This window comes from Rhodosalinus sp. 5P4 (assembly GCF_041365695.1).
Classification (GTDB): Bacteria; Pseudomonadota; Alphaproteobacteria; order Rhodobacterales; family Rhodobacteraceae; genus Rhodosalinus.
In genome coordinates, this window is sequence record NZ_JBGFSJ010000004.1 from 102,902 (window position 1) to 127,815 (window position 24,914).

The window sequence follows — 24,914 nt, forward strand, 5'->3', positions numbered from 1 at the left end:
TCGTTCATGCCCGGACCGGGCCCTGCGATCCCTGCGAGGGGCGCCGGCGCGGCGCCGTGCGCGTGAGCGACGCCGAGATCGCCGCGGCACTCATGCGCCTTGCACGGGCGCGCGGTCCGGGCAACAGCTTCTGCCCGTCCGAGGCTGCCCGCGCGCTCGGCCCGGACTGGCGGCCGCTCATGCCGGAGGTGCGGCGCGTCGCGGCATCCCTGCCGCTGAAGGCCACGCAGAAGGGGCGTGCCGTGGATCCCACGACCGCCCGCGGCCCGATACGGTTCTCGCTGAAGGAGGAGGCGGCGGACTAGCGCCGGGGCATGCGGACGCGGAGCTCCTCGGTCAGGAGGGCAGGATCGGCACCCGTCTCTTCCGAAAGCCGCATCAGCCCGAACCGCACCACCGCGATCTCCTGGTAGTAGCGGGTATAGGCGTAGTTCGTGGCCGCGCCGGCCGCCGCGCCCAGCACCGGAACCGTCTGCGCCGCGAGCTTCTGGCCCAGAACCGTGGACAGGCGCGGGGCGATGCGCGCGATCATGCCCCGCACGGTGGCGCCGGTCAGCGTCACCCGCGCGGCGAGGAACCCGGTCTCCGACCCGTCGTCATGCGACAGCGGCCCCGCGGCCGAGAACACCTCCAGCGCCTCGCGCCGCACATTCTCGGCGGCCGGGTCGAAGCCCTGCCGATGCGCCTCGGCGAGGATCGCGCGAAAGAGCACCGTGGTGGTGAAGGGAAGCTCCGCGAGCGCGGTGGGCAACCCGCCGAAGCCGCCCGCGGCCCCCATCGCCGTCGTGATCGAGGTGTTCATCCACGGGGACTGGTCCGGCATCGCGCGGCGCGATCGCTGCGCGGCCGCGAGCGCGGCGGCGAGCGCGTGGACGGTGGCGCCCTCGAGCTCCTCCTTCACGCGGTCGGGCAGGCGTTCGAGCAGGTTTTCGGCCTGCGCGCCCAGAAGGTTCAGAAGGCGCAGCGCGGGCCCGTCGGCACGGGCGTAGCGCTGCGCGAGCGCATCGAGGCGCGCACCCATCTCGACGGGAACGATGGTCGTGTCGGTCATGGCTCGGCTTCCGGTCATGGCCTGCAAGAGATCGGGTCGGAGCGCCGGTCTTTCAAGCGTCCCGGCCCACGCGCCCCCTGACGCCGTCCCAGGCCCCGGAGACGAGCGCGACCCCGAGCACCCGCTCGGGATTGGTGGGCGGCGGCATCTCCACGCCGTCGAGCCGGGCGAAGCCGAAGCGTCCGTAATAGGGCACGTCGCCCACGAGGATCACCCGTTCCCAGCCCGCCGCGCGCGCCGCGGCCAGGCTGTCGGCGATCAGCGCGCCGCCGATCCCCTCGCCCTGGTGGGTGGGATGCACCGCCACCGGGCCCAGAAGCAGCGCGGGCCGCCCGCCCACGCGCACCGGCCAGTACCGGATCGCGCCGCCGATCGTGCCGTCCTCGTCGCGCGCCACGCGGCAGAGCTCGGCCACCGGCGCCACGCCCTCGCGCAGCCGGTAGGAGGAAAGCCCCTCGCGCCCCGGACCGAAGGCAAGGTCGTAGAGCGCCTCGACCTCCCACCAATCCCCGGGCTTCTCGCACTCGAGCCGATACACCCCTGCCCCCGCGCACAGAATTCACGGTGGCGCTGCGCGTAGCACGCGGGTAGCACCGGGGCAAACAGGAGGATCCCGCCATGTTCTACCGTCCCGAGGAGGGCCACGGCCTGCCCCACAACCCGTTCGGCGCGATCGTCTCGCCCCGTCCCATCGGCTGGATCTCGAGCCGCGACGCGGCGGGCCGTGACAACCTTGCGCCCTACTCGTTCTTCAACGCGGTGGCCTATGTGCCGCCGCAGGTGATGTTCGCCTCCACCTCCGCCAAGGCCGACCAGGGCGACACCAAGGACAGCGTGGCCAACATCCGCGAGACCGGCGTCTTCTGCGTGAACATCGTCTCGGACGCGCTGCGCGACGCGATGAACGCCAGCTCGAAGGCGCTGCCCCGCGACGAGGACGAATTCGCCCATGCCGGGCTCGAGCGGGAGGAATGCCGCACCATCGCCTGCGCCCGCGTGGCCGCCGCGCCCGCCGCGCTCGAATGCCGCTTGACGCAAATCGTCCAGCTGGAAGGAAAGGCGAACTTCGTCGTATTCGGCGAGGTGACAGGCATTCACCTGCGCGACGCGTGCCTCGTCGACGGGATCTTCGACGTCACGACCTACCGGCCGCTCGCGCGGCTGGGATACCGCGATTACGCGCGCGTCGAGGAGGTCTTCGCGCTGGCGCGCCCCGACGACTGAGCGCTCACTCCGCGCGGCCGGCGCGCGCTTCCAGCGCCTCGATGCGCGCGCGCAGCGCCTCGTTCTCCTCGCGCGCCTTCTGTGCCATGGCGCGCACCGCGTCGAATTCCTCGCGGGTGACGAAATCGCGCTCGGCGAGCCAGCGATCCACCATCGAGTTCATCGCGGTCTGCGCCTCTTCCCGCGCGCCCTGAGCGACGCCCATGGCGTTCGTCATGAGCTGCGAGATGTCGTCCAGCACCTTGTTGCGGCTCTGCATGGGTCTCTCCCCCGTTACACTTCCCTCCTATATGGAGCGCACACGCCGCCGGCTCAAGCTTGACCGGCCCTCGAAAAACCGGGCAGAGAGACGATGATGCAGGCCTCGATCCGTTTTCCGGACATTTCCCCGGAGCTTTTCTCCGTCACGCTCTTCGGCATGGAGTTCGCGCTGCGCTGGTACGCGCTCGCCTACATCGCCGGGATCGTGATCGGCTGGCGCCTCGCCGTGATGGCCGTGAACCGCCCGCGCCTCTGGCCCGGCGGCTCGGCGCCGATGCGCGCGGAACAGGTGGACGACCTGCTCACCTGGGTGATCCTCGGCGTGATCGTCGGCGGGCGGCTCGGCTTCGTTCTGTTCTACCGGCCGGACTACTATCTTCAGAACCCTTGGGAAATCCCGATGCTGTGGCAGGGCGGCATGGCCTTTCACGGCGGGTTCCTCGGCGTCGCCGTGGCCGGCCTGATCTGGTGCCGCCGCAACGGCGTGCCGATCGCGAGCGTCGCCGACATGATGGCGCTCGCCACGCCGCCCGGCCTTCTCCTGGGGCGCATCGCCAACTTCATCAACGCCGAGCTCTGGGGCCGGCCGACCGAACTGCCCTGGGGCGTGGCCTTTCCCGGCGCCGTCGCGCAGTCCTGCGGCCAGCCGCTGGGCGAGCTGTGCTACCGCCACCCCTCGCAGCTCTACGAGGCGGCGCTCGAGGGGCTCGTGCTCATGATCCTGCTGATCTGGATGGTCTGGCGGCGCGGCGCGCTGCGCACGCCATGGCTCGTCACCGGAACCTTTCTCGCCGGCTACGGCATCGGTCGCGGCCTCGTCGAGTTCGTGCGCCAGCCCGACCCGCAATTCATCTCGGAGGGCAATCCGAGCGGGCTCGCGCTGCATCTGTCGGGCTACGGCCTCACCATGGGCCAGCTTCTATCGCTGCCGATGATCGCGGTGGGGCTGGCGCTGGTGGTCTGGGCGCTCAGGCGGGGGCGGGCGGCCCCCACATGAGCGCGCTCGAGGCCCGGCTGCTCGCGCGGATCGCCGCCGACGGGCCGATCTCGGTCGCCGACTACATGGCGGAGTGCCTGCTCGACCCCGAACACGGCTATTACGCCACCCGCGACCCGCTGGGCCGGGCGGGCGACTTCACCACCGCCCCCGAGATCAGCCAGATGTTCGGCGAACTCCTGGGCCTCGCCCTGGGCCAGGCCTGGCTGGAGCAGGGGCGCCCGGCGCCCTTCACCCTGGCCGAGCTGGGGCCCGGCCGCGGCACGCTGATGGCCGACGCGATCCGGGCGCTGCGCGCGGTGCCCGGATGTCTCGACGCGGCGCGGGTGCACCTCGTCGAAGCCTCCCCGGCGCTGCGCGCGCGCCAGCGCGACGCGCTGGAAGGCCACGCCGTCAGCTGGCACGACACAGCCGGCGCCCTGCCCGACGCGCCGCTTTTCCTGGTGGCGAACGAGTTCTTCGATGCCCTGCCGATCCGGCAATTCCAGCGCGCGGGCGATCTATGGCGCGAAAGGCGCGTCGGCGCGCGGGACGGACGGCTGGCGATGGGCCTCGCGGGGCCCGCGCCCCAGCCTGAGCTCGCCGGCCGCCTGGCCGATACCGCGGACGGCGACCTCGTCGAGATCCGCCCTGCCGCCCCGGCGATCGCGGCCGCGATCGGCCGGCGGATCCAGACCTTCGGGGGCGCCGCGCTCATCCTCGACTACGGCGGCTGGGGCGGCAGAGGCGACACGCTCCAGGCCGTGCGCGGACACAGCTACGCCGATCCGCTGCAGGCGCCGGGAGAGGCCGACCTCACCGCCCATGTGGATTTCGCGGAACTGGCGCGGGCGACGCCCTCGGCCCGGTCGCGGCTGACGCCGCAGGGCGTTTTTCTCGAACGTCTGGGCATCACGGCGCGCGCGCAGACGCTCGCCCGCGGACTGTCGGGTCCGGCGCTCGAAAGCCATGTCACCGCCCATCGCCGGTTGACGCACCCCGACGAAATGGGAACGCTGTTCCAATGCCTCGCCTTCCATCCGGAGGGGACGCCGCCGCCCCCGGGAGTGGACCCATGACGCTGGAGATCATCACCGCCCGGTCGCTGTCCGCCTGCCGCCACGGGTTCTTCACGCGGCGGGGCGGCGCCTCCTCCGGCGTGTTCGAGGGCCTGAACTGCGGGCCCGGGTCCTCCGACCAGTCGCAGGCGGTCCAGGTGAACCGGATCCGCGCGGCCGATGCGCTGGAGGTCGACGCGGACCGGCTATTGACGGCGCATCAGGTCCATTCCGCCGAGGTGACCCATGTCACAGGGCCGTTCCTGCAGAAGCCGCGCATCGACGGGCTGGTCACCGCGACGCCGGGACTCGCGCTCGGCGTGCTGACCGCCGACTGCATGCCGGTTCTGATGGCGGACGCCGAGGCCCACGTGATCGGCGCCGCCCATGCCGGCTGGCGCGGCGCCCGGGCGGGCGTTCTGGAGGCGACCATCGACGCGATGGAGGCGCTCGGCGCGCAGCGCAGGCGCATCGCGGCGGCGATCGGCCCCGCGATCAGCCAGGCGGCCTACGAGGTCGGGCCGGAATTCCTCGAAAGCTTTCTCGACGACGATCCGGCGAACGCGCGCTTCTTCGCCGGCGGCACGAACGGGCGGCCCCATTTCGACCTCGTGGGATACGGGCTCATGCGGCTTCGCGACGCGGGTGTCGGTCAGGCGGACTGGACGCGCCACTGCACCTACAGCGACCCCGCACGGTTCTATTCCTACCGCCGCAGCACCCATGCGGCAGAGGCGGATTACGGCCGGCTGTTGTCGGCGATCCGTCTCTAATCGCGCCGCAATCTCGCCGCAATTCACGGAAACAATGCTCAGCGCTGCCCGTCGTTGTCGCAGTGAATCCCTTGATTATTGTTCACCTGCAGTCTCTTGGGCGACAGCGCCTGGTTCCGGCCACCTCTGCCGCGAGTATGGCGGACACGTCCGGTTGTTTCCCGCTTGTGGCCGCGGAAGCGCCGGATTGCGGGTCCAGCCTTGGCGTTGCGCGTCGTGATCGACGGTGCGCCCCGGCCAGCAACGGACGAAGGAGACCCCATGACCGATCGCATCCGCTTTCTCCGCTCGGCGATCCGCATCGCGCGGGCGGACTCCATCGCGCCGCCGTGGCAGCGTGGCGCGCGCCGCGCCGCCTTCATCGCGCGGCGCCAGCCTCTTCGGGCGCGCGCCTGATCGCGGCGGCCGATTCGCCAAGGGCCCCGAGCCGCGGGGCCCGACGCGCCGGTCGGTCGACGCCGGCCGAACAATGACCCGACCGCGCGCTGCATTGGCTCTGGCGACGCGCCATTCGGTCCGGTCGCGTTGACAAGTGACCCGCTCGGCCCGCACTTTCGTGAACGTAATATTAAATCTTGGATCAGTCCTTCTGTCGTCGCCGGTGGGGGCCGGCGCGGATGTGACCAACCTTTCGGGTGATCGCATGAAAAGCCCCCTGGGCCGCGCGGACCGCGCGGCCGCGACGACCACAAAGCTGCCGGCCCTGCACGGCCGGCTTGCCGAGACGCACGGGCGAGACCAGCCTGCGCCTTCCCGGACGCGCCGGATTCAGGTCGCCTGCCGTCTTCCCGACGGCAGCGTGCGCGAGACGCAGCATGCCGTGCCCGACACGCCCCTTTTCCTGGACGCGGTCGGCGCCTTCGCGCGCGGCACGCTGATCCGGACCGAGGCGGGACCCGTCGCGGTGGAGGACCTGATTCCCGGCGACCGGCTGCCATGCGCCGGCGGGGGCACGGAAACGCTCGTCTGGATCGGGTCCACCCTGCTCGCCCCCGGCGCGGGCGCGCTCAGCCGCGTGACCGCCGACGCGTTCGGCCTGGGACGGCCGTCACCCGACGTGCTCGCGGGCCCAGCAGCGCGGCTGCTGCACACGCAACCCCGCCTCGGCGCGGCGCCCGGCGGCGCCCTGCGGGTGCTCAGCCGGGTGAACGAGTTCGTCGACGGGGCCAGCGTGATCGAGATCGCGCCGCCCAGCCCCGTGCGGCTCTATCACATCGCGCTCGCCCGCCATGCGGTCATCTATGCCGGCGGGCTGGAGGTGGAGAGTTTTCACCCCGGCACGCAGGCGCGGCAGGGGCTGGGGCCGAACATGCAGGCGCTTTTCCTGTCGCTCTTCGGCCATGTCGAGACGTTCGACGATTTCGGACCGCTGGCCTGTCCGCGCCTGTCGCGCGAGACGATGGAGCACCTGAAGGAAGCCTGAGCTGCCGCTCAGGCGCTGCGGCCCAGCCGCTCCTCCAGCACGTCGAAGGGCACGCCGGGGTCGTCCTTCGACACGCGGATCACCAGCGAGGTGCGCACGCTCGCCACGTTGGGGGCCGCCGTCAGCTCCCCGGTGAGGAAGCTCTGGAAGGTGGAGAGATCGGGTGCCACGCATTTCAGGATGAAATCCACCTCGCCGTTCAGCATGTGGCACTGCCGCACGAGGGGCCAGGCCCGGCACTGGTCCTCGAAGGCGACGAGATCGGCCTCGGCCTGGCTTTGCAGCCCGACCATCGCGAAGACCTGCACCTCGAATCCCAGTTCGCGCGCATCGACCCGGGCATGGTAGCCACGGATATAGCCCTGCTCTTCCAGCGTGCGGACCCGGCGCAGGCAGGGCGGCGCCGAGATGCCCACGCGGCGCGCGAGTTCCACGTTCGTCATCCGGCCGTCGGCCTGCAATTCGGCGAGAATCTTCCTGTCGATCGGGTCGAGCCGCGTCCCGGGCATCGCTGCCTCCCTCGTATTCGCGGTTGTTATAACAGCCCGCCGCTCGTGCGCAATATTGTTTCAATCAGGCGCAAGATTGTTAAAACGGCCCGGCCGGTCCCGACGGTATGTGCCGGGCCGTTGGCCGCACCGCGCGGGGGTTTCCGACCCGGCGCCGCGGCGATATACCCGAAGAAACACCGCGGTCATATTGCGCGAGGATCCCCGAATGTCCAAAACACGCCACGTCAAGGTTCTGATCATCGGATCCGGCCCCGCCGGATACACCGCCGCCGTCTATGCCGCGCGGGCCATGCTGGAACCCGTGCTGATCCAGGGGATCGAGCCCGGCGGGCAACTCACCACCACGACCGAGGTCGAGAACTGGCCGGGCGACACCGAGGTGCAGGGCCCGGATCTGATGGTGCGAATGGAAGCCCACGCCAGGGAAATGGGCTGCGAGATCGTGTCGGACATCGTCGCAGACCTCGACCTGTCCACGCGCCCCTTCACCGCGGCTTGCGACAGCGGCGCGATCTGGACCTGCGACGCGGTGATCCTGGCCACGGGCGCGCGCGCGAAATGGCTTGGCCTGCCGTCCGAGGACAAGTTCAAGGGTTTCGGCGTCTCCGCCTGCGCGACCTGCGACGGCTTCTTCTACCGCGGGCAGGAGATCGTCGTGGTCGGCGGGGGCAACACGGCCGTGGAGGAGGCGCTCTTTCTCACCAATTTCGCCTCCAAGGTCACGCTGATCCACCGCCGCGACGAGTTGAGGGCGGAGAAGATCCTGCAGGACCGGCTGTTCCGGAACCCCAAGATCGAGACGCTGTGGTTCCACACGCTGGACGAGGTCGTGGGCAGCGAGGATCCGCTCGGCGTCGAGGGCGTGCGGGTGAAACACGTCCAGACCGGAGAGATCACCGAGATCCCGTGCAAGGGCGTCTTCATCGCCATCGGCCACGCGCCCTCCAACGAGCTCGTCAAGGACGTGCTGGAAACCCACCATGGCGGCTACGTCAAGGTCGAGCCCGGCTCCACCCGGACATCGATTCCCGGTGTCTTCGCCGCGGGCGACATCACCGACCACGTCTACCGCCAGGCGGTAACGAGCGCGGGCATGGGCTGCATGGCGGCGCTCGATGCCGAGAAGTATATCGCCACGCTGGACGCGGAGGAGCGGATCCTCGAACAGGCCGGCTGACCCTCTTCCTCGGCAAAATGGCATCTTTCCGCCGCTTCCGCACGGCCGCTGTGTTCCCTCGGGTTGCGCCCGGCGGGGCGAACGGTCTAGCGACTGCGCGAGCCCGCGCGCCGGGCGCCCGTTTCCATTCGCCACCTTCAGCCATTTCGTGAGACAGCCATGATGAGTCCCAACCTCGCCCCGATCCCAGAACTCTTCGTCTCCCACGAGTCGGCCCAGAAGCTGAAGATCGAGGCGGGCGAACTGCCGAGCTGGGACCTCACCCCGCGGCAGGTCTGCGACCTGGAGCTGCTGATGAACGGCGGCTTCTCGCCGCTCAAGGGGTTCCTGTCGCAGGCGGATTACGACAGCGTGGTGGAGCGGATGCGGCTGGCCGACGGAACGCTCTGGCCGATGCCGATCACGCTCGACGTCTCGTCCGGCTTCGCCGAGGGCGTCGAGCCCGGGCAGGACATCGCGCTCCGCGACCAGGAGGGCGTGATCCTCGCCACCATGACCGTCACCGACAAGTGGACGCCCGACAAGGCCCGCGAGGCGGCACGCGTGTTCGGCGCCGACGACATCGCGCATCCGGCCGTCAACTACCTGCACAACAGCGCCGGCCCGGTCTACCTTGGCGGGCCCGTGACCGGCATCCAGCCGCCGGTGCACTACGACTTCAAGGCGCGCCGCGACACGCCGAACGAACTGCGCGCGCTCTTCCGCAAGCTGGGCTGGCGCCGCGTCGTCGCCTTCCAGACGCGCAACCCGCTGCACCGCGCGCACCAGGAACTGACCTTCCGCGCCGCGCGCGAGGCGCAGGCGAACCTGCTCATCCACCCGGTCGTCGGCATGACGAAACCTGGCGACGTGGATCATTTCACGCGCGTGCGCTGCTACGAGGCCGTGCTCGACAAGTACCCGGCCGCCACCACCACGATGAGCCTTCTGAACCTCGCCATGCGCATGGCGGGCCCGCGCGAGGCGGTCTGGCACGGGATCATCCGGCGCAACCATGGCTGCACCCACATGATCGTCGGCCGCGATCACGCGGGGCCGGGCAAGAACAGCGCCGGAGACGACTTCTACGGCCCCTACGACGCGCAGGACCTCTTCCGCGAGCACCAGGCGGAGATCGGTCTCGAAATGGTCGACTTCAAGCAGATGGTCTATGTGCAGGACCGCGCGCAGTACGAGGCCGCCGACGAGATCGAGGAGGGCGCGACGGTCCTCAACATCTCGGGCACGGAATTGCGCCGGCGTCTGCGGGAGGGGCTGGAGATCCCCGACTGGTTCTCCTTCCCCGAGGTGGTCGGCGAACTGCGCCGCCGCTACCCGCCGCGCAGCCAGCAGGGTTTCACCGTGTTCTTCACCGGCCTCTCGGGCTCGGGCAAGTCCACCATCGCCAACGCGCTGATGATCAAGCTGATGGAGATGGGCGACCGGCCCGTCACGCTTCTCGACGGTGACGTGGTGCGCAAGAACCTGTCGTCCGAGCTCGGCTTCTCGAAGGAGCACCGCGACCTAAACATCCGCCGGATCGGCTTCGTCGCCTCCGAGATCACCAAGAACGGCGGCATCGCGATCTGCGCGCCCATCGCGCCCTACGCCGCCACCCGGCGCGCCGTGCGCGAGGAGATCGAGCAGTACGGTGCCTTCGTCGAGGTGCATGTCGCCACCAGCCTCGAGGAATGCGAACGGCGCGACCGCAAGGGTCTCTACAGGCTGGCCCGCGAGGGCAAGATCAAGGAGTTCACCGGCATCTCGGACCCCTATGACGAGCCCGAAGCGCCCGAGCTACGCGTGAACACCGAAGGCGTCGAAGTGGACAACTGCGCCCACCAGGTGCTGCTCAAGCTCGAATCCATGGGTCTGATCGCGGGCTGACCGGGGCGCATGCTCGCCGTCTCGCTCACCTCGATCCCGCCGCGCCTGCCGCGGATCGGGGCGACGCTCGCCTCGATCCAGGGACAATTTCCGCGGCCCGACCGGGTGTTGCTGTGCCTGCCGCGACGCTACCGGCGCTTTCCGGGGCCGGTGGCCCTGCCCCCGCTGCCCGACGGGGTCGAGGTCGTCTGGTCGGACGAGGATTTCGGCCCCGCCACCAAGGCGCTCGCGGCGGCGCGGGCCCTCGAAGGGCAAGGCGCGCGGCTCGTCTACTGCGACGACGACTGGATCTACGGGCCGGGATGGCTTGCCGCGCTCGCCGAGGGGCCGGAAGAGGCCGTGCTGGCCGGCGCGGGGTTCTCCGTGACCGCGCTGCGCCGGCGTGCGGATCGCCCCGCCGCGGGCGAAACCGACATCGCGCAGGGCTTCGCCGGCGTGGCGATCCGGCCGGAAATGCTGCACGGGGACGCCTTCGACATTCCCGACGCGGCCTGGCCGGTCGACGACATATGGCTTTCGGGCCATTACGCCCGCGCGGGTCTCGCCGTTCGGTCGCGCCCCGCCGCGCGGGCCGCCTGCGCGCCGCGCGACCTGCCAGGCCCGGAGCTGCAAGACAGCCACGTCAACGGATTGAGCCGCGCGCAGGCGAATGACGCCTGCGCGCGGCTCATCCATCGCCGTTACGGGATCTGGCCGCCCCGCTGACGCGGGCGGCGCAGTGTCAGTGCACCGTCACCGGGGCGAGGTCGTTCTGCCGGGCCAGCACGAAGGCCATGTCGCGGTCCTGCACTAGCGCGAGGCGCTCACCTTCCATGTTGCACACGGCGTAGAGCGTCTCGAGCCCCTCGGCCTGCTCGCGCAGCTCCTCCGGCAGCTCGGCCACCTTGACCGAGCGCACATAGACGATCGGCCGTTCGCCGGCCTCTGCGAAATCGAACTTGGTATTCATCTGCTTCCCCCTGTCTTGATCTCGATGGTCTGCACCACGGTTTCCGGCCGGGCGCGCGCCAGGTCCACGTGCAAAAGCCCGTTTTCCATCACCGCTTCGCCCACCTCGACACCGTCCGCGAGAACGAAACTTCGCGTGAACTGGCGGGTGGCGATCCCGCGATGCAGGAAGACCCGCGGCTCCGCGTCTTCCTCCTGGCGCCCGCGGATCACGAGCTGGTTGTCCTCCACCGTGATCGAAAGCTGATCCGGTGTGAACCCGGCAACCGCGAGCGTGATCCGGTAGGAGTGCTCGGAGGTCTGCTCGATGTTGTAGGGGGGATAACCGTCATTGCCGGTCTTCGCCGTGCGCTCCAGCAGGCGCTCCAGCTGCTCGAACCCCAGCATGTGGGGATAGGTCCCCAAACTCATCTTCGTCATCGACACGTCCTTCACGAAAGCGACAGTCATGTGGAACGGCCCCGTGGCGGCGACCGTCTGAGGGAAATATGGGGGTGCCACCCACGGGCGGCAAGACCTTTGCGGCATCGCCCCGGGTTTGGTATGTTGCTTCCCTGTCAAGAAGAACGAGGTGCCCGATGAACGCGCCCAGTGACCTGTCCATGCAGACCGAGGAGGTTCTGCGCGTCGAGCTCGAGGTTCTCCGCCGCGAGCACCGCGACCTCGACGACGCGATCTCCGCGCTGTCCGAGAAGGGGACCGGTGACCAGCTCACCCTGCAGCGGCTCAAGCGCAAGAAGCTCCAGCTCAAGGACCGGATCTCCTACATCGCGGACAGACTGCTCCCGGACATCATTGCGTAGGCCGCGCCCGAAGTTATAGTGCCGCTTCCCGAAGCCGAGGAGGCGGCGCATGGCCGAGACGCAGGTGGGTATCATCATGGGCAGCCAGTCCGACTGGCCGACCATGCGCGAGGCGGCGGACATCCTCGACGCGCTCGGCGTGGGCCACGAGACGCGCATCGTCTCCGCCCACCGTACGCCCGACCGGCTCTGGGCCTACGGGCGCGAGGCCGCGGGGCGCGGGCTGAAGGTGATCGTGGCCGGCGCGGGCGGCGCGGCGCATCTGCCGGGCATGATGGCCTCCAAGACGGAGCTTCCGGTGATCGGCGTGCCGGTGCAGACCCGGGCGCTCGCGGGCGTGGACAGCCTCTATTCCATCGTGCAGATGCCCCGCGGCTATCCGGTGGCCACGATGGCGATCGGCGCGGCGGGCGCGGCCAATGCCGGGCTTCTCGCTGCGCAGATCCTGGCCCTTTCCGACTCGGCGCTGGCCGAACGCGTGGCGCGCTGGCGCGCCGATCTGACCGCCTCCATCCCCGAGGAGCCGCAGGATGACTGAGCCGCTCGCCCCCGGATCCGTGATCGGCATCCTTGGCGGCGGGCAGCTTGGCCGGATGCTCTCGGTGGCCGCCGCGCGGCTCTGCTATCGTTGCCACATCTACGATCCCGCCCCCGCCCCGCCCGCGGGCGACGTGGCCCATGCCGTGACCACGGCCGCGTGGGAGGATACGGGCGCCCTTTCCGCCTTTGCCGAGACGGTGGATGCCATCACGCTGGAGTTCGAGAACGTGCCCGCCGCGGCGCTCGACGTGCTGGACCCGCTTCGCCCGGTGCGGCCCGACCGGCGCGCGCTGAGGGTCAGCCAGGACCGGCTGGTGGAAAAGGCGTTCCTGTCGGATCTCGGCCTCGCCACGGCGCCCTTCGCGGCGGTGGATGACGCCGAGGACCTCGCCGAGGCGATGGCGGAGATCGGGCTGCCCGCGATCCTCAAGACGCGGCGCCTGGGCTACGACGGCAAGGGCCAGGCCCGGATCGACCGGCCCGATGACGCGGAGGCGGCGCTCGCCGCGATGCGGGGCGCGCCGGCGATCCTCGAAGGATTCGTCACGTTCTCGCAAGAGGTCTCGGTGATCGCCGCGCGTGGGCTTTCGGGCGAGGTCGTAGCCTATGATCCCGGCGAGAACGTCCACCGCGAAGGCATCCTGCGCACCACGCGCGTCCCCGCGCGGCTGAGCGCCGCCCAGCGCGCCGACGCCGCGCTTCTGGCGGGCAGGATCCTGAACAAGCTCCGCTACGTGGGCGTGATGGGCGTGGAACTTTTCGTCACGCCCGACGGGCTCCTCGTGAACGAGATCGCGCCCCGGGTGCACAACTCCGGCCACTGGACGCAGGCGGGCTGTGCGGTGGACCAGTTCGAACAGCACATCCGCGCCGTGGCCGGCTGGCCTCTGGGCGACGGCTCGCGCCATTCCGACGTGGACATGGAGAACCTGATCGGCGACGATGTGGCCCGCGTGCCCGAGATCGCGCAGGACCCGGCGGCGAGCCTCAACCTCTACGGCAAGGCCGAGGCGCGGCCAGGGCGCAAGATGGGCCATGTCAACCGCGTCACCGGCCCGGCGCAGGGGCGCTGACGGGCGCGGCTCAGTCGAGGAAACGCGCCGCCACGGGGCCGCCCATGAAGGTCAGCGCGCCGCCGGCGAAGGTCGCGGCCACGCGGCCCGTCTCGCGCTCCAGCACGACGAGGTCGGCGCGCAGCCCAGGTGCGATGCGGCCCCGGTCTGCAAGCCCCAGAAGCCCTGCCGGCCCTTCGGAGACGAGGCGCCAAGCCGCAGCGAGCCCCATGGGTTCGGCGAGCGCCAGAGCCGCGGCGCGCAGGGACGGGAAGTGGTAATCGGAGGCGAGCGCCGTCACGAGACCTTCGTCCACCAGCGCCCCGGCGGGCACGTTGCCGTTGTGGGAGCCGCCCCGCATCACGTTGGGCGCGCCCATCACCACCCGGTCGCCCGCCTCGATGGCGGCGAGGGCCGCTTCCCGCGTTTCCGGGAACTCGGCGATCCGCACGCCGATCCCGCGCCAGAAGGCCCGGTCGGCGGCCGTGCGGTCGTCGTGGCTGCCCAGCCGCACGCCGCGTGCCGAAAGCCTTTGCGCAAGGCCGGCAAGCGCCTGGGGCACCTCCGCCTGCCGGGCGTGCAGCGCCTCCATGATGGCGAGATGCGCCTCGGGCGAGCGGCCCGACTTCAAGGCCTGGCCCGTCAGGCGCGACGGCCTGCGCCCCTGGGAAAGCCGATCGTGGGGCAAGTGATCGTTGAAGACGACGTAGCCTGCCCCGTGTCGCGCCACGAGCGCCTCGAAGGCGGGATAGTCGTCCAGCATGTGCGTCTCGAAGCGAAGCTGGATGCGCAGATCCGTCCCGCTGCCGCGTCGCGCCGACCAGCCCTCGAGCACGCGGGCGGCGAAGTCCGGGCCGCGCAGCCCGCCCTCCCAGCTGTAGAACTGCGCCAGCACGGCCGTGGTGATCCCGTTCGCGGCAAGCTCCGCCTCCGCGGCGGCGAGCCCCGCACCCAGGTCGCGCATCGCGCCGCGGCGCGGCGCGAGGTGCCGCTCGAACCCGTCGCCGTGGGCGTCCACGATGCCCGGAAGGACAAGATAGCCCGAGAGATCCACCTGCCGCCCCGGCCCCGGCGGCGCGATCCGCCCGCCCGCGATGCCGACGGGTCCGGGCCCCGCGCCGTCCGGCCACAGCACCTCCGCCCCGTGAAGCGTGAGCGCGAGACTCATGGCCGGCCCCCGGGCTGGCGTGAAGGGGTGTGCGATAACGGCATGTCGCTTGAGATATGCGCCCGCCCGCGGCTAGGAAAGCCCCGACCGTACCGGAGAGCGCGCGCCATGACCGATCCCTCGCCCCGCCTTGCCGTGCGCGCGATCGTGCTGCACGAGGACCGACTTCTGCTCGTGAACGCCTGGCCCTCGGGGCAGTCCGACCTCTGGGCCGCGCCGGGCGGGGGCGTCTCGCGCGGCGAGGCGCTCACCGCCACGCTGCGCCGGGAGGTGCACGAGGAGACGGGTCTCGCCGTCTCGGTCGGCCCGCCCTGCCTCGTCAACGAGTTCCACGACCCCGAAAGCGGCTATCACCAGGTCGAGGTCTTCTTCCGCTGCCGGCTTCTGTCCGGCACGCTCGCGTCCGACTGGCGCGATCCCGAGGGGATCGTGACGGAGCGCCGCTTCGTCACGCGCGCGGAGATGGCCGGCCTGCGCTACAAGCCCGACAGCCTGCCCGAGGCCGCCTGGGGCGACGCGCGGGGGCTTTACGACCCGCTGGAGACGATCTGCCGCTAGCCGGCCGGCGCAGCGAAGAAGCGCGGCCCGACGATCCGCGCGGCGATCGCCCCCGCGCCGGTGAGCGCGAGCGCCAGCACGAAGAGCCAGCCCACGAACGGGATGAGCCCGACGAGCGCGGCCACCACCGCCCCCGTCGACGCGGCGAGCGCGCGCTGGAGAAGCGTCGCGGGCTCGGACCGGCCCGCGGCCCCGAGAAGCCCGACGCCGAGGGCATAGGCGCCGACGACATAGCCAGCGACCCCGCCCAGCACCGCGACGAGGAACGCGACCGGCGTGACCAGCAGCCCGATCAGCGTCAGCGCGACGACCAGCCCGCCGCCGATCAGCACCGACTGCGCCAGAAACCCCTGCCAGAGCGATGCGAAGGGCCGGGCGAGGATGCGCGCGCGCAGCGCCGCCATCGTCGCGGGCGCGAGCGCCGCGGCCAGCGTGGCAAGAAGCGCCACCGCGGCCACGCCAATCAGGAAGCCCGCTACGACCTCGCCCAGCGTGGGGCCCCGGATCGGGCGGGTTTCGGCCTCGAACTCGGACCGGGTGCGGCGCTCGATCCGGTCCTCGGGGGCGACGCTTTCGGGCACCCGGATCCGCCCCGGGCGGCTCTCGTAAAGCACCAGCGGGCCGTCTATGCGCGCGCCCGGCCCGAAACTCGCATCCTTGGCGCTGAGGTGCGCGGGGCCCGAGATCACGCCCTCCACGCGCAGGTCGTCCGCGGCGACGAGCGCGTAGCCGCCGACATCGCCCAGAAGCGACACCCGCGCGCCAGAGGCACGCAGATCGCCCCCGACCGCGCCGAGCGTCACGTCGTAGCCGAAGACCGTGGCATCGCCGCCCACGGCCGCGCGCACCGCGACATCCATCGCCGCGGCATAGAGATCGCCCGCCACGGGGGCGTCGATGTCGAGCCGCCGCGCGGCCAGGAGCGCGTCGCCCGCCACGTCGGCCAGAACGCGCACCGCCTCGCCCGCCATCAGCACGTCGTCGGCCGGCGCGCCTTCGTGAACCGCCACGGCCGCGGCGCGGAACCGGTCGCCGGCAATGTCGAGCCCCACATCGGCGGCCGGGGCGGCCCCCGCCGCGGCGCAGAGCCACAGGGTCAGAATGATCAGATGGCGGCGCATGGACCTCTCCCCGATTCGGCGTTCGCCCGGAGGCTAGGCCAGAGACGGGCCGGCGGAAATGCGTCGCATCAACGATCCCGCCCAACGGAAAAGGGGCCGCACGCCGGCGGCCCCTCCCCTTGCGTTTCCGGTTGCCCGGAAGCTTACATCATGCCGCCCATGTCGGGCATGCCACCGCCGCCACCGGCGCCGGCACCTTCCTTCTGCGGCTTGTCGGCCACCATCGCCTCGGTGGTGATCAGCAGACCTGCCACGGATCCGGCATCCTGAAGCGCGGTGCGGACGACCTTCGCAGGGTCGATGACGCCGAACTTGAACATGTCGCCGTACTCGTCGGTCTGGGCGTTGTAGCCGAACTTGAGGTCGTCGGTCTCGCGGATCTTGCCCGCTACGACCGAGCCGTCGACGCCCGCGTTCTCCGCGATCTGGCGCAGCGGCGCTTCGAGCGCGCGGCGCACGATCGCGATCCCGGCATTCTGGTCGGGGTTCGCGCCGGTGACGCCCTCGAGCGACTTGGCGCCCTGAACGAGGGACACGCCCCCACCCACGACGATGCCTTCCTGCACCGCGGCGCGGGTCGCGTTCAGCGCGTCGTCGACGCGGTCCTTGCGCTCCTTCACCTCGACCTCGGTCATGCCGCCCACGCGGATGACCGCCACGCCGCCGGCGAGCTTGGCCACCCGCTCCTGCAGCTTCTCGCGGTCGTAGTCCGAGGTGGTCTCCTCGATCTGCTGACGGATCTGGGTGACGCGGGCCTCGATCTCGGACTTCTCGCCGTGGCCGTCGACGATGGTGGTCTCGTCCTTGGTGATGTTGACCGTCTTGGCCGAGCCGAGCATGTCCATCGTGACGTTCTCGAGCTTCATGCCGAGATCTTCCGAGATCACCTGGCCGCCGGTCAGGATCGCGATGTCCTGCAGCATGGCCTTGCGGCGATCGCCGAAGCCGGGCGCCTTGACGGCCGCGATCTTCAGGCCGCCGCGCAGCTTGTTGACCACGAGCGTGGCCAGCGCCTCGCCTTCCACGTCCTCGGCGATGATGAGGAGCGGCTTCTGCGACTGGATCACCTGCTCGAGCAGCGGCACCATCGGCTGGAGCGACGAGAGCTTCTTCTCGTGCAGCAGGATGAGGCAGTCGTCGAGCTCCGCGATCATCTTCTCGGAGTTCGTCACGAAGTAGGGCGAGAGATAGCCGCGATCGAACTGCATGCCCTCGACCACGTCCGTCTCGGTCTCGAGGCCCTTGTTCTCCTCGACGGTGATGACGCCCTCGTTGCCGACCTTCTGCATCGCGTCGGCGATCTGGCGGCCGATCTCGGCCTCGCCGTTGGCCGAAATGGTGCCGACCTGCGCGACCTCATCGGAGTTCTCGACCTTGCGGGCGGCGCTCTTGATGTGCGCCACGACCTTCTCGACAGCGAGGTCGATGCCGCGCTTGAGGTCCATCGGGTTCATGCCGGCGGCGACCGCCTTCATGCCTTCCTTGACGATGGCCTGGGCCAGAACAGTGGCCGTGGTGGTGCCGTCGCCGGCTTCGTCATTGGTGCGCGAGGCCACTTCCTTGACCATCTGCGCGCCCATGTTCTCGAACTTGTCCTCGAGCTCGATCTCCTTGGCGACGGTGACGCCGTCCTTGGTGATGCGCGGGGCGCCGAAGGACTTTTCGATCACCACGTTACGGCCCTTCGGACCGAGGGTCACCTTCACGGCGTCGGCGAGGACGTTCACGCCCTTGAGCATCTTGTCGCGGGCATTCGTGTCGAATTTCACGTCTTTTGCAGACATGTGTGCTTCTCCCAGTATTCGGTTGTCAGTCAGACAGGGGCGGGATGGTGGCTCAGGCGGCCTTCGCTTCGGACTTGCCCTCGATGATGCCGAGGATGTCGCTCTCTTTCATGATGAGCAGTTCCTCGCCATCGATCGTCACCTCGGTGCCCGACCACTTGCCGAACAGGATGTGATCGCCTTCCTTGACGTCCATGGCGATCCGGTCGCCATCGTCGTCCCGCGCGCCGGCACCGGCGGCGACAACGACGCCTTCCTGCGGCTTTTCCTTGGCGCTGTCGGGAATGATCAGGCCACCGGCCGTCTTTTCGTCGCTTTCCACGCGGCGGACGAGCACGCGGTCATGAAGCGGTTTGAATGCCATCCTTGAGTCTCCTTGGCTCAAAGTTACGGTTACCCCTCGCTTGGGGCGTTAGCACTCGTCTATCCCGAGTGCTAGCAGCCGGGAAATAGACACAAGCCCGGGCGCTGTCAATCCTGGGCCGGCAGGATTCTTCACGACCCCCTCGCGGTTTTGTCATCGCGACGCCGGGCGCCGTTGTCGCCGGTCCGCGGGGCGGGTATCCGGGACATGAGCAGGATGCAACAACAGCGGCCGACCCGATCATGACACGCCTTCTTGCAAGCCTTCTTCTCGTGCTCTTCAGCGCCGGCGCCGCCTCGGCGCGCTGCGCAGGCGAGGACTTGCGCGGCACACTTTCGCCGGAAGACCGCGCCGCGCTCGCCAGCGCCGTCGCGGCCACCCCCTACCCCGAAGGCAACCGGTGGCGCGCCACCCGCGGCGCGCGGGTGATCGACATCGTGGGCACGATCCACCTGTCCGACCCCCGGCTCGATCCGGTGATGGAACGACTCGCCCCCGCCGTGGCGGCGGCCGATCTCGTGCTGGTCGAGCTGTCGGACGAGGACGAGGCCGCGCTCCAGTCGGAGATCGCGGCCGACCCGGGGCGCCTGCTGCTGCCGGGCACCGAGACGCTTCCGGGGTTCATGGACGACGCGACCTGGCAGACCCTGTCGGACGCGATCCGGGCGCGCGGATTGCCGCCCGCGATGGCGGCGCGGATGCAGCCCTGGTACCTCTCGCTCCAGCTCGCGATCCCGCCTTGCGCCATGCCCGAAATCGTCGCGGGCGCGCGCGGCCTCGACCACCGCGTGATCGAGGCGGCCCGGGCCGGGGGCGTACCGGTGCGCTCGCTCGAACCGGTCGACACGCTCTTCGCGCTTTTCGGCCAGGCTCCGCTCGAGGAGCAGGTGAAGATGCTGCTGCTCGGCATGATGCCCGCCGAGGCGACCGAGGACGCCTTCACCACCACCATCGAAGCCTATTTCGACGAGACCCACGCCGAGGGCTGGCAGATGGCGCGGGTGGTGGCGCGGCGCACGCTCGACCTTCCCGCCGAGGAGATCGACGCCGTTTTCGCCGAGATGGAGACACGGCTTCTAGACGAGCGCAACAGGGCGTGGATCGACGTGATCGAGGCGGCCGAGGGCGACAGGCTCCTCCTCGCCTTCGGTGCGGCCCATCTCTTCGGCGAGGCCGGCGTCCTCGCCCTTCTGCAGAGCGAAGGCTACACCATCGCCCGCCTTCCGTTCTGAGCGGGCGAAGGCGCTTCGAGGCGCCTTGCCCGGTCCGCTTTCGTGGCGCCGGCCCGCGTCACGCGGCAAGCCCCCGGCCCCGCAGCAGGGCGGCGACGCCCGGCATCCGACCGCGAAACCGGGTGTAGAGCGCCTCCGCCTCCGCCGCCCCGCCGGCCGAGAGGATCTCGCGCTCGAGCCGCCGCGCGACCTCCGCGTCGAAGGGGCCGCCGGCCTCGCGGAACGCCTCGAACGCGTCGGCGTCCATCACCTCGGACCACATGTAGCTGTAATAGCCCGCCGAATAGCCGTCGCCGGCGAAGACATGGGCGAAATGGGGCGTGGCGTGGCGCATCCCGATCGCCCGCGGCATCCCGATCCCGCCCAGCACGTCCGCCTGCCGCGCCATCGGATCTGCTGGCGCGTCGCCCGCGTGAAACTCCAGGTCGACGAGCGCCGAGGCGACGTATTCCACCGTTTGGAAGCCCGTGTCGAAATTCGCCGCCTCGAGCATCTTCTCCAGCATCTCGCGCGGCATCGGCGCGCCGGTCTCGGCATGGGTGGCGAAACGCTCCAGAACCTCGGGCACCTCGAGCCAGTGCTCGAAGAGCTGGCTCGGCAGCTCGACGAAGTCACGGGCCACGGACGTGCCCGCCATCGAGCCGTAACGGACGTCCGAGAGGATGTGGTGCAGCGCGTGGCCGAACTCGTGGAACAGCGTGCGCGCGTCGTCATAGCTCAGCAGCGCGGGCGCGCCAGGCGACGGCTTCGCGAAGTTGCAGACATTGACCACCACCGCGCGGCGCGCCTCGGGCCAGTTGCGCTGGCCGTGGATCGTGCTGCACCAGGCGCCGGAGCGTTTCGTCGCCCGCGCGAAATGATCGGCCACGAATAGCGCCATGTGCCGGCCGTCGCGCGTGACCTCCCAGGCCCGGGCATCGGGATGATAGAGCGGCGCGTCGACCTCCCGGAACTCGAGCCCGAAAAGTCGGCCGGCGGTGTCGAAGGCGGCCTCGATCATGCGTTCCAGCCGCAGATACGGCTTGAGCGCCGCCTCGTCGATCTCATGCTCCGCCTGGCGGCGTTTCTCGGCGTAATGGCGCCAGTCCCATGGCTCCAGATCCCCGTTCACCCCTTCCGCGTGCATCATGGCGGTCAGCGCCGCGGCGTCCGCCTCGGCCTGTGCCCGCGCAGGCTCCCACACCTCCATCAGCAGATCGCGGACCCGGTCGGGACTGCCCGCCATCTCCGTCTCGAGCTTCCAGTGGGCGAAGCTCGCATGGCCCAGCAGCCGCGCGCGCTCCTGCCGCAGCGCCAGCACCTCGGCGGCGATGGCGCGGTTGTCGGTCTCCCCGCCATTGGCGCCCCGCGAGGTCCACGCCCGCCACGCCCGCTCGCGCAGGTCGCGCCGGGGCGAGAATTGCAGGAAGGGCACGATCAGCGAGCGCGACAGCGTGACCACCGGCCCGGGCGCGCCCGCCTCGGCCCCCGCCGCCCGCGCCGCGGCGACCACGAACGCCGGCAGCCCCTCGAGATCCGCCTCGGAAAGATCGAGCCGCCATCCCGCCTCTTCCGCCAGCAGGTTCTGCGTGAACTGCGTGCCAAGCACCGCAAGCCGGCTCTTGATCTCGCGCATCCTTCGGGCCGCCGCGCCCTCGAGCGCCGCGCCGGCGCGGACGAAACCGCGATGGCTGAGTTCGAGCAGACGCGCGTCCTGCCCGTCGAGGTCGAGCGTGTCGCGCACCTCCCACACCGCGCGCACCCGCTCCCAGAGCGCGCGGTTGCCGTAGAGATCCGAGGCGAATTCGGCGAGCTTCGGCGAGAAATCGCGCTGAAGCGCCTGACGCGCGGGCGTGGCGTCCGCGCCCGCCACCGCGAAGAAGGCGCCGAGCACCCGGTCCAGCGCCCCGCCCGCGCCCTCGAGAGCCTGCACGGTGTTGGCGAAATCCGGTGGGGCGGGATCCGCCGCGATCGCCTCGATCTCGGAGCGCGCCTCCGCGAGCGCCGCCTCGAGGGCCGGCGCGAAATGCGCATCCTCGATCCGGTCGAAGGGCGGCAGGCCGTAAGGCGTGTCGAACGGCGCGAGCAGCGGATTGGTCATCGCAATCTCCCTTCGGGTCCAGTGTGATCTATGCCGGTCCGCGGCCGGCGCCAGCCCCGCAGACGGCGCAGCCCGGGCGCGGCTTGACCGCCACCTGCCGCGTCTCGCCCCAGAGCGCGTCGTAAAGCGCGAGCCGCCCGCGCAGCGGCGCCCCCGCGCCGGTGACGAGCTTCACCCCCTCCACCGCCATCATCGCGCCTATGACGCCCGGAAGCGGCCCGAGCACGCCCGCCTCCGCGCAGGAGGGCGCAAGGCCCGGCGCCGGGCGCTCCGGAAAGACGCAGGCGTAGCAGGGCGCGCCCTCCGCCGGATCGAAGACCGAAACCTGCCCCTCCCACTGCGAGAGAGCGCCCCAGACGAGCGGCTTTCCCGCCGCCACGGCGGCGCGGTTCACAAGCTCGCGGGTGGCGAAATTGTCCGACCCGTCCAGGATCACGTCGTAGTCTGCGAAAAGCGCCTCCGCGACCTCCCCATCCAGCCGGCGGCGGTAGGGCCGCACCGTGACGAAGGGGTTTTGCGCCTGAACCGCGGCCTGCGCCGAGAACACCTTCGGCATCCCGATATCGGCATCGCGATGGATGACCTGCCGCTGGAGGTTGGCGTTTTCCACCGTATCGTCGTCGATCACGCCCAGCGTGCCCACCCCGGCCGCGCCCAGATACTGAAGCGCCGGCGCGCCCAGGCCGCCCGCGCCCACCACCAGCACCCGCGCCTGGCGCAGCGCCTGCTGTCCCGGCCCGCCGATCTCGCGAAGCACGATGTGGCGGGCATAGCGCTCCAGCTCGGCCTCGCCCATCGGGCCTTCGCCCGGGCGCGCCGGCGAGGCGGCCGTCCCGGCATCCGTGACGCCGCCGCCAGCCCGCGCCCGAAGCCGCGCCAGCACCGCCCGGTACGCGATCGTCAGCGCCACGAAACCGCCGAGAATGAGCCAGAGCGCCGGAGAGCCGCCCGTCGCCTCGCGCAGCCCATGTCCCCGGGGCAGCGCGACCTGCACCATGAGCACCGCGACATAAAGCAGGCCGAGCAAGAGAAACCGCGCCTGGCGCGGCACGCCGAGCGCCTTGCCCGCCCACCATATCGCGGCGCCGAGCGCGAGAACCAGAAGCATCAGCGCTCTCCCGTGGAGCCGAAGCCCCCCGCGCCGCGCGCTGTCGCCGAGAGCGCCGTCGCAAGCTCGAACCGGGCGCGCGTCACCGGCGCCACGACCATCTGCGCGATCCGCGCCCCATGCGCGACGTGGAACGGCGCCTCGCCCGCGTTCATGAGAACCACGCCCAGATCGCCGCGATAATCGCTGTCGATGGTGCCCGGCGCGTTGGGAAGGGTGATGCCGTGACCGAGCGCGAGCCCCGAGCGCGGACGGATCTGCACCTCGTGGCCCTCCGGGATCTCGAGACGAAGGCCCGTCGGCACGAGCGCCCGCGCCCCGGGCGCGAGCGTCACGCCCTCGCGCGCTCCGGGTGGAAAATTGGCCCGAAGATCCGCGCCCGCGGAGCCTTCCGTGGCGTAGGCGGGCAGCGGCACAGCGGGGTCGGCTTCCCCGCTGCGCATCACGCGCAGAACGACCATCGCTTTCCCGATCCTTCTTCTTGGCTCAAACACTCCCGCCGGAGGCACGCGCCGCAGGCGCGTTCCGTCACTCCAGCGCCTCGGCGATGCGTCCCGCGAGACGCCGCGCGACTTCGTCCTTCGACATGCGCGGCCAGCTCTCGGCGCCCGCGTCCGTGATCAGCGTGACCGCATTCTCGGCCCCGCCCATGATGCCCGTGTCCGGCGACACGTCGTTGGCCACGATCCAGTCGCAGCCCTTGCGCGCGCGCTTGGCCGTGGCGTTCGCCACCACATCCGTCGTCTCGGCCGCGAACCCCACCACGAGGCGCGGGCGCCCGGCCGCGCGCCGGGCGACCGCCGCGAGGATGTCGGGGTTCTCCACGAAGGCTAGCGTCGGCGCGTCGCCCCCCGGCGCCTTCTTGATCTTCTGTGCCGCGGCATCGGCCACGCGCCAGTCGGCCACCGCGGCGGCGAAGATCCCGGCATCGACGGGAAGCGCGGCCTCCACCCCCGCCAGCATCTCCCGTGCGGTCTGGACCTCCACCACCTCGACGCCTGCGGGGCGCGGCGCGGTCGCGGGCCCGGTGACGAAGACCACCTCCGCGCCCAGCGCGGCCAGCGCGCGGGCGAGCGCGGCGCCCTGCGCGCCGGACGAGCGGTTGGCGATGTAGCGTACCGGGTCGATGGGCTCGTGGGTGGGCCCCGAAGTCACGACGACCCGCCGTCCGGCGAGCGGCCCCGCCGCGAGTGCGGACCGGACGGCCTCCACGATCCCGGCAGGCTCGGCCATCCGTCCCGGGCCCCATTCACCGCAGGCCATGCCGCCCTCCTCGGGTCCTAGGAGGCGCACCCCGTCCCCGGCAAGCATCTCGGCATTGCGCCGGGTCGCGGGATGCTCCCACATGCGCACGTTCATCGCCGGGGCGATCATCACCGGCGTGTCCGTGGCCAGCAGCAGGGTCGAGGCCAGGTCGTCTGCATGGCCCTGCGCCATCTTCGCCATCAGGTCCGCGGTGGCGGGTGCGACCAGGACGAGGTCGGCCACCCGCGACAGCTGGATGTGGCCCATCTCAGCTTCGTCGGTCAGGTCGAAGAGCTCGGTATAGACCTTCGCGCCGGCCAGCGAGGCCACGGAAAGCGGCGTGACGAATTCGCCCGCCGCCCGCGTCATCACGGGCGTGACCGACGCGCCGGCCTCGCGCAGCCGTCGGATCGTCTCCAGCGCCTTGTAGGCCGCGATGCCGCCGCCGATGATCAGAAGGATGCGCTTGCCCGCCAGCATGTCGTTCCCCGCGCTGCCAGCTTCGTTCTAGGGTGCCGGGAAGACCGAGACAAGGGAGCCGCCGAAAGCCGCTCGGCCTCGCGGCGGCCCCCCTGTGCCGCTTGGTCTTC

General features: G+C 70.8%; 29 protein-coding genes. 15 read left to right on the forward strand and 14 right to left on the reverse strand.

The genetic code is table 11. From position 1 onward, the window contains the following. Nucleotides 1-56: 56 nt before the first annotated feature. Nucleotides 57-305, forward strand: coding sequence for a DUF3253 domain-containing protein (locus tag AB6A69_RS08350; protein ID WP_371060439.1), 249 nt, complete (start codon nt 57-59; stop codon nt 303-305). On the opposite strand, the gene AB6A69_RS08355 is transcribed toward AB6A69_RS08350, so the two are convergent. Both AB6A69_RS08355 and AB6A69_RS08360 read right to left on the reverse strand, forming a co-directional pair. Next, the gene (locus AB6A69_RS08355; protein ID WP_371060440.1) at nt 302-1,051 is read right to left on the reverse strand and encodes an EcsC family protein; all 750 of its coding nucleotides are present in this window, start codon (nt 1,049-1,051) and stop codon (nt 302-304) included. The genes AB6A69_RS08350 and AB6A69_RS08355 overlap by 4 nt on opposite strands. A gap of 52 nt (nt 1,052-1,103) precedes the next feature. After that, nucleotides 1,104-1,589, reverse strand: coding sequence for a GNAT family N-acetyltransferase (locus AB6A69_RS08360; protein WP_371037434.1), 486 nt, complete (start codon nt 1,587-1,589; stop codon nt 1,104-1,106). An 80-nt stretch (nt 1,590-1,669) separates the two neighbouring features. Here AB6A69_RS08360 and AB6A69_RS08365 point away from each other — a divergent pair, with 80 nt between their 5' ends. Beyond that, nucleotides 1,670-2,275, forward strand: a complete 606-nt coding sequence (locus AB6A69_RS08365) for a flavin reductase family protein (RefSeq protein ID WP_371037435.1) — start codon at nt 1,670-1,672, stop codon at nt 2,273-2,275. 4 nt (nt 2,276-2,279) lie between these two features. Here AB6A69_RS08365 and AB6A69_RS08370 read toward each other — a convergent pair whose 3' ends face one another. Further along, entirely contained in the window at nt 2,280-2,534 is a 255-nt protein-coding gene (locus AB6A69_RS08370; protein WP_371037436.1) for an accessory factor UbiK family protein, read from the reverse strand. A 96-nt stretch (nt 2,535-2,630) separates the two neighbouring features. Between AB6A69_RS08370 and lgt the strand changes: the two genes are divergently transcribed. The 5 genes from lgt (at nt 2,631) to AB6A69_RS08395 (ending at nt 6,766) form a co-directional block, all read left to right on the forward strand. Further along, a complete protein-coding gene (lgt, locus tag AB6A69_RS08375) occupies nt 2,631-3,533 on the forward strand; it encodes a prolipoprotein diacylglyceryl transferase (protein WP_371060703.1) in 903 nt (300 codons plus the stop codon). Next, nucleotides 3,530-4,591 (forward strand): class I SAM-dependent methyltransferase, encoded by a 1,062-nt coding sequence (locus AB6A69_RS08380; RefSeq protein ID WP_371060441.1) that lies wholly within the window; start codon nt 3,530-3,532, stop codon nt 4,589-4,591. The genes lgt and AB6A69_RS08380 overlap by 4 nt, the downstream gene beginning before the upstream one ends. After that, entirely contained in the window at nt 4,588-5,343 is a 756-nt protein-coding gene (pgeF, locus tag AB6A69_RS08385) for a peptidoglycan editing factor PgeF (protein WP_371060442.1), read from the forward strand. The genes AB6A69_RS08380 and pgeF overlap by 4 nt, the downstream gene beginning before the upstream one ends. 261 nt (nt 5,344-5,604) lie before the next feature. Then, nucleotides 5,605-5,739: a hypothetical protein gene (locus AB6A69_RS08390; RefSeq protein ID WP_371055050.1), complete on the forward strand. Its 135-nt coding sequence runs from the start codon at nt 5,605-5,607 to the stop codon at nt 5,737-5,739. Nucleotides 5,740-5,986: 247 nt separating this feature from the next. After that, nucleotides 5,987-6,766: a Hint domain-containing protein gene (locus AB6A69_RS08395; protein WP_371060443.1), complete on the forward strand. Its 780-nt coding sequence runs from the start codon at nt 5,987-5,989 to the stop codon at nt 6,764-6,766. 8 nt (nt 6,767-6,774) lie between these two features. On the opposite strand, the gene AB6A69_RS08400 is transcribed toward AB6A69_RS08395, so the two are convergent. Continuing rightward, entirely contained in the window at nt 6,775-7,275 is a 501-nt protein-coding gene (locus AB6A69_RS08400; protein WP_371037442.1) for an Lrp/AsnC family transcriptional regulator, read from the reverse strand. A 208-nt stretch (nt 7,276-7,483) separates the two neighbouring features. On the opposite strand from AB6A69_RS08400, the gene trxB reads away from it, so the two are divergent. The 3 genes from trxB to AB6A69_RS08415 all read left to right on the forward strand — a co-directional run bounded on the left by trxB (nt 7,484) and on the right by AB6A69_RS08415 (nt 11,026). Next, on the forward strand, nt 7,484-8,455 hold the full coding sequence (trxB, locus tag AB6A69_RS08405) for a thioredoxin-disulfide reductase (RefSeq protein WP_371037443.1): 972 nt from the start codon (nt 7,484-7,486) through the stop codon (nt 8,453-8,455). A 159-nt stretch (nt 8,456-8,614) separates the two neighbouring features. Further along, the gene (locus AB6A69_RS08410) at nt 8,615-10,321 is read left to right on the forward strand and encodes a bifunctional sulfate adenylyltransferase/adenylylsulfate kinase (RefSeq protein ID WP_371060444.1); all 1,707 of its coding nucleotides are present in this window, start codon (nt 8,615-8,617) and stop codon (nt 10,319-10,321) included. 9 nt (nt 10,322-10,330) lie between these two features. Next, a complete protein-coding gene (locus tag AB6A69_RS08415; protein WP_371060445.1) occupies nt 10,331-11,026 on the forward strand; it encodes a hypothetical protein in 696 nt (231 codons plus the stop codon). Nucleotides 11,027-11,042: 16 nt separating this feature from the next. On the opposite strand, the gene AB6A69_RS08420 is transcribed toward AB6A69_RS08415, so the two are convergent. Both AB6A69_RS08420 and AB6A69_RS08425 read right to left on the reverse strand, forming a co-directional pair. Beyond that, nucleotides 11,043-11,270, reverse strand: coding sequence for a DUF1150 family protein (locus AB6A69_RS08420; RefSeq protein ID WP_371037446.1), 228 nt, complete (start codon nt 11,268-11,270; stop codon nt 11,043-11,045). Beyond that, nucleotides 11,267-11,689 carry an Hsp20 family protein gene (locus AB6A69_RS08425; RefSeq protein ID WP_371037647.1) on the reverse strand — a complete coding sequence of 141 codons (423 nt, stop codon included), beginning with the start codon at nt 11,687-11,689 and terminating at the stop codon, nt 11,267-11,269. Before AB6A69_RS08425 ends, AB6A69_RS08420 begins: the two co-directional genes overlap by 4 nt. Before the next feature lie 158 nt (nt 11,690-11,847). On the opposite strand from AB6A69_RS08425, the gene AB6A69_RS08430 reads away from it, so the two are divergent. The 3 genes from AB6A69_RS08430 to AB6A69_RS08440 are packed head-to-tail and all read left to right on the forward strand — an operon-like array spanning nt 11,848 to nt 13,685. After that, nucleotides 11,848-12,072, forward strand: a complete 225-nt coding sequence (locus AB6A69_RS08430; RefSeq protein ID WP_371037447.1) for a YdcH family protein — start codon at nt 11,848-11,850, stop codon at nt 12,070-12,072. A 49-nt stretch (nt 12,073-12,121) separates the two neighbouring features. Next, a complete protein-coding gene (purE, locus tag AB6A69_RS08435) occupies nt 12,122-12,610 on the forward strand; it encodes a 5-(carboxyamino)imidazole ribonucleotide mutase (protein ID WP_371060446.1) in 489 nt (162 codons plus the stop codon). After that, the gene (locus AB6A69_RS08440) at nt 12,603-13,685 is read left to right on the forward strand and encodes a 5-(carboxyamino)imidazole ribonucleotide synthase (RefSeq protein ID WP_371060447.1); all 1,083 of its coding nucleotides are present in this window, start codon (nt 12,603-12,605) and stop codon (nt 13,683-13,685) included. The genes purE and AB6A69_RS08440 overlap by 8 nt, the downstream gene beginning before the upstream one ends. A 10-nt stretch (nt 13,686-13,695) precedes the next feature. Here the strand turns inward: AB6A69_RS08440 and AB6A69_RS08445 are convergent, their stop codons facing one another. Further along, complete coding sequence (locus AB6A69_RS08445) at nt 13,696-14,832, reverse strand: alpha-D-ribose 1-methylphosphonate 5-triphosphate diphosphatase (RefSeq protein WP_371060448.1); 1,137 nt, start codon at nt 14,830-14,832, stop codon at nt 13,696-13,698. A gap of 108 nt (nt 14,833-14,940) precedes the next feature. On the opposite strand from AB6A69_RS08445, the gene AB6A69_RS08450 reads away from it, so the two are divergent. Continuing rightward, on the forward strand, nt 14,941-15,390 hold the full coding sequence (locus AB6A69_RS08450) for an NUDIX domain-containing protein (RefSeq protein WP_371060449.1): 450 nt from the start codon (nt 14,941-14,943) through the stop codon (nt 15,388-15,390). Here the strand turns inward: AB6A69_RS08450 and AB6A69_RS08455 are convergent. The 3 genes from AB6A69_RS08455 to groES form a co-directional block, all read right to left on the reverse strand. Next, complete coding sequence (locus tag AB6A69_RS08455; RefSeq protein ID WP_371060450.1) at nt 15,387-16,511, reverse strand: hypothetical protein; 1,125 nt, start codon at nt 16,509-16,511, stop codon at nt 15,387-15,389. The genes AB6A69_RS08450 and AB6A69_RS08455 overlap by 4 nt on opposite strands. Nucleotides 16,512-16,654: 143 nt before the next feature. Beyond that, nucleotides 16,655-18,295: a chaperonin GroEL gene (groL, locus tag AB6A69_RS08460; protein ID WP_371037453.1), complete on the reverse strand. Its 1,641-nt coding sequence runs from the start codon at nt 18,293-18,295 to the stop codon at nt 16,655-16,657. 52 nt (nt 18,296-18,347) lie between these two features. Then, entirely contained in the window at nt 18,348-18,659 is a 312-nt protein-coding gene (gene groES / locus AB6A69_RS08465) for a co-chaperone GroES (protein WP_371037454.1), read from the reverse strand. A gap of 242 nt (nt 18,660-18,901) precedes the next feature. Between groES and AB6A69_RS08470 the strand changes: the two genes are divergently transcribed. Beyond that, entirely contained in the window at nt 18,902-19,891 is a 990-nt protein-coding gene (locus AB6A69_RS08470) for a TraB/GumN family protein (RefSeq protein WP_371060451.1), read from the forward strand. A 58-nt stretch (nt 19,892-19,949) separates the two neighbouring features. Here the strand turns inward: AB6A69_RS08470 and AB6A69_RS08475 are convergent, their stop codons facing one another. From AB6A69_RS08475 to coaBC, 4 genes are all read right to left on the reverse strand, one after another. Next, entirely contained in the window at nt 19,950-21,971 is a 2,022-nt protein-coding gene (locus AB6A69_RS08475) for a M3 family metallopeptidase (RefSeq protein WP_371060452.1), read from the reverse strand. A 28-nt stretch (nt 21,972-21,999) separates the two neighbouring features. Next, nucleotides 22,000-23,079: a ThiF family adenylyltransferase gene (locus tag AB6A69_RS08480; protein ID WP_371055064.1), complete on the reverse strand. Its 1,080-nt coding sequence runs from the start codon at nt 23,077-23,079 to the stop codon at nt 22,000-22,002. Beyond that, nucleotides 23,079-23,540 (reverse strand): dUTP diphosphatase, encoded by a 462-nt coding sequence (dut, locus tag AB6A69_RS08485; RefSeq protein ID WP_371060453.1) that lies wholly within the window; start codon nt 23,538-23,540, stop codon nt 23,079-23,081. Before dut ends, AB6A69_RS08480 begins: the two co-directional genes overlap by 1 nt. 67 nt (nt 23,541-23,607) lie before the next feature. Further along, on the reverse strand, nt 23,608-24,804 hold the full coding sequence (gene coaBC / locus AB6A69_RS08490; RefSeq protein WP_371060454.1) for a bifunctional phosphopantothenoylcysteine decarboxylase/phosphopantothenate--cysteine ligase CoaBC: 1,197 nt from the start codon (nt 24,802-24,804) through the stop codon (nt 23,608-23,610). Nucleotides 24,805-24,914: the final 110 nt, after the last annotated feature.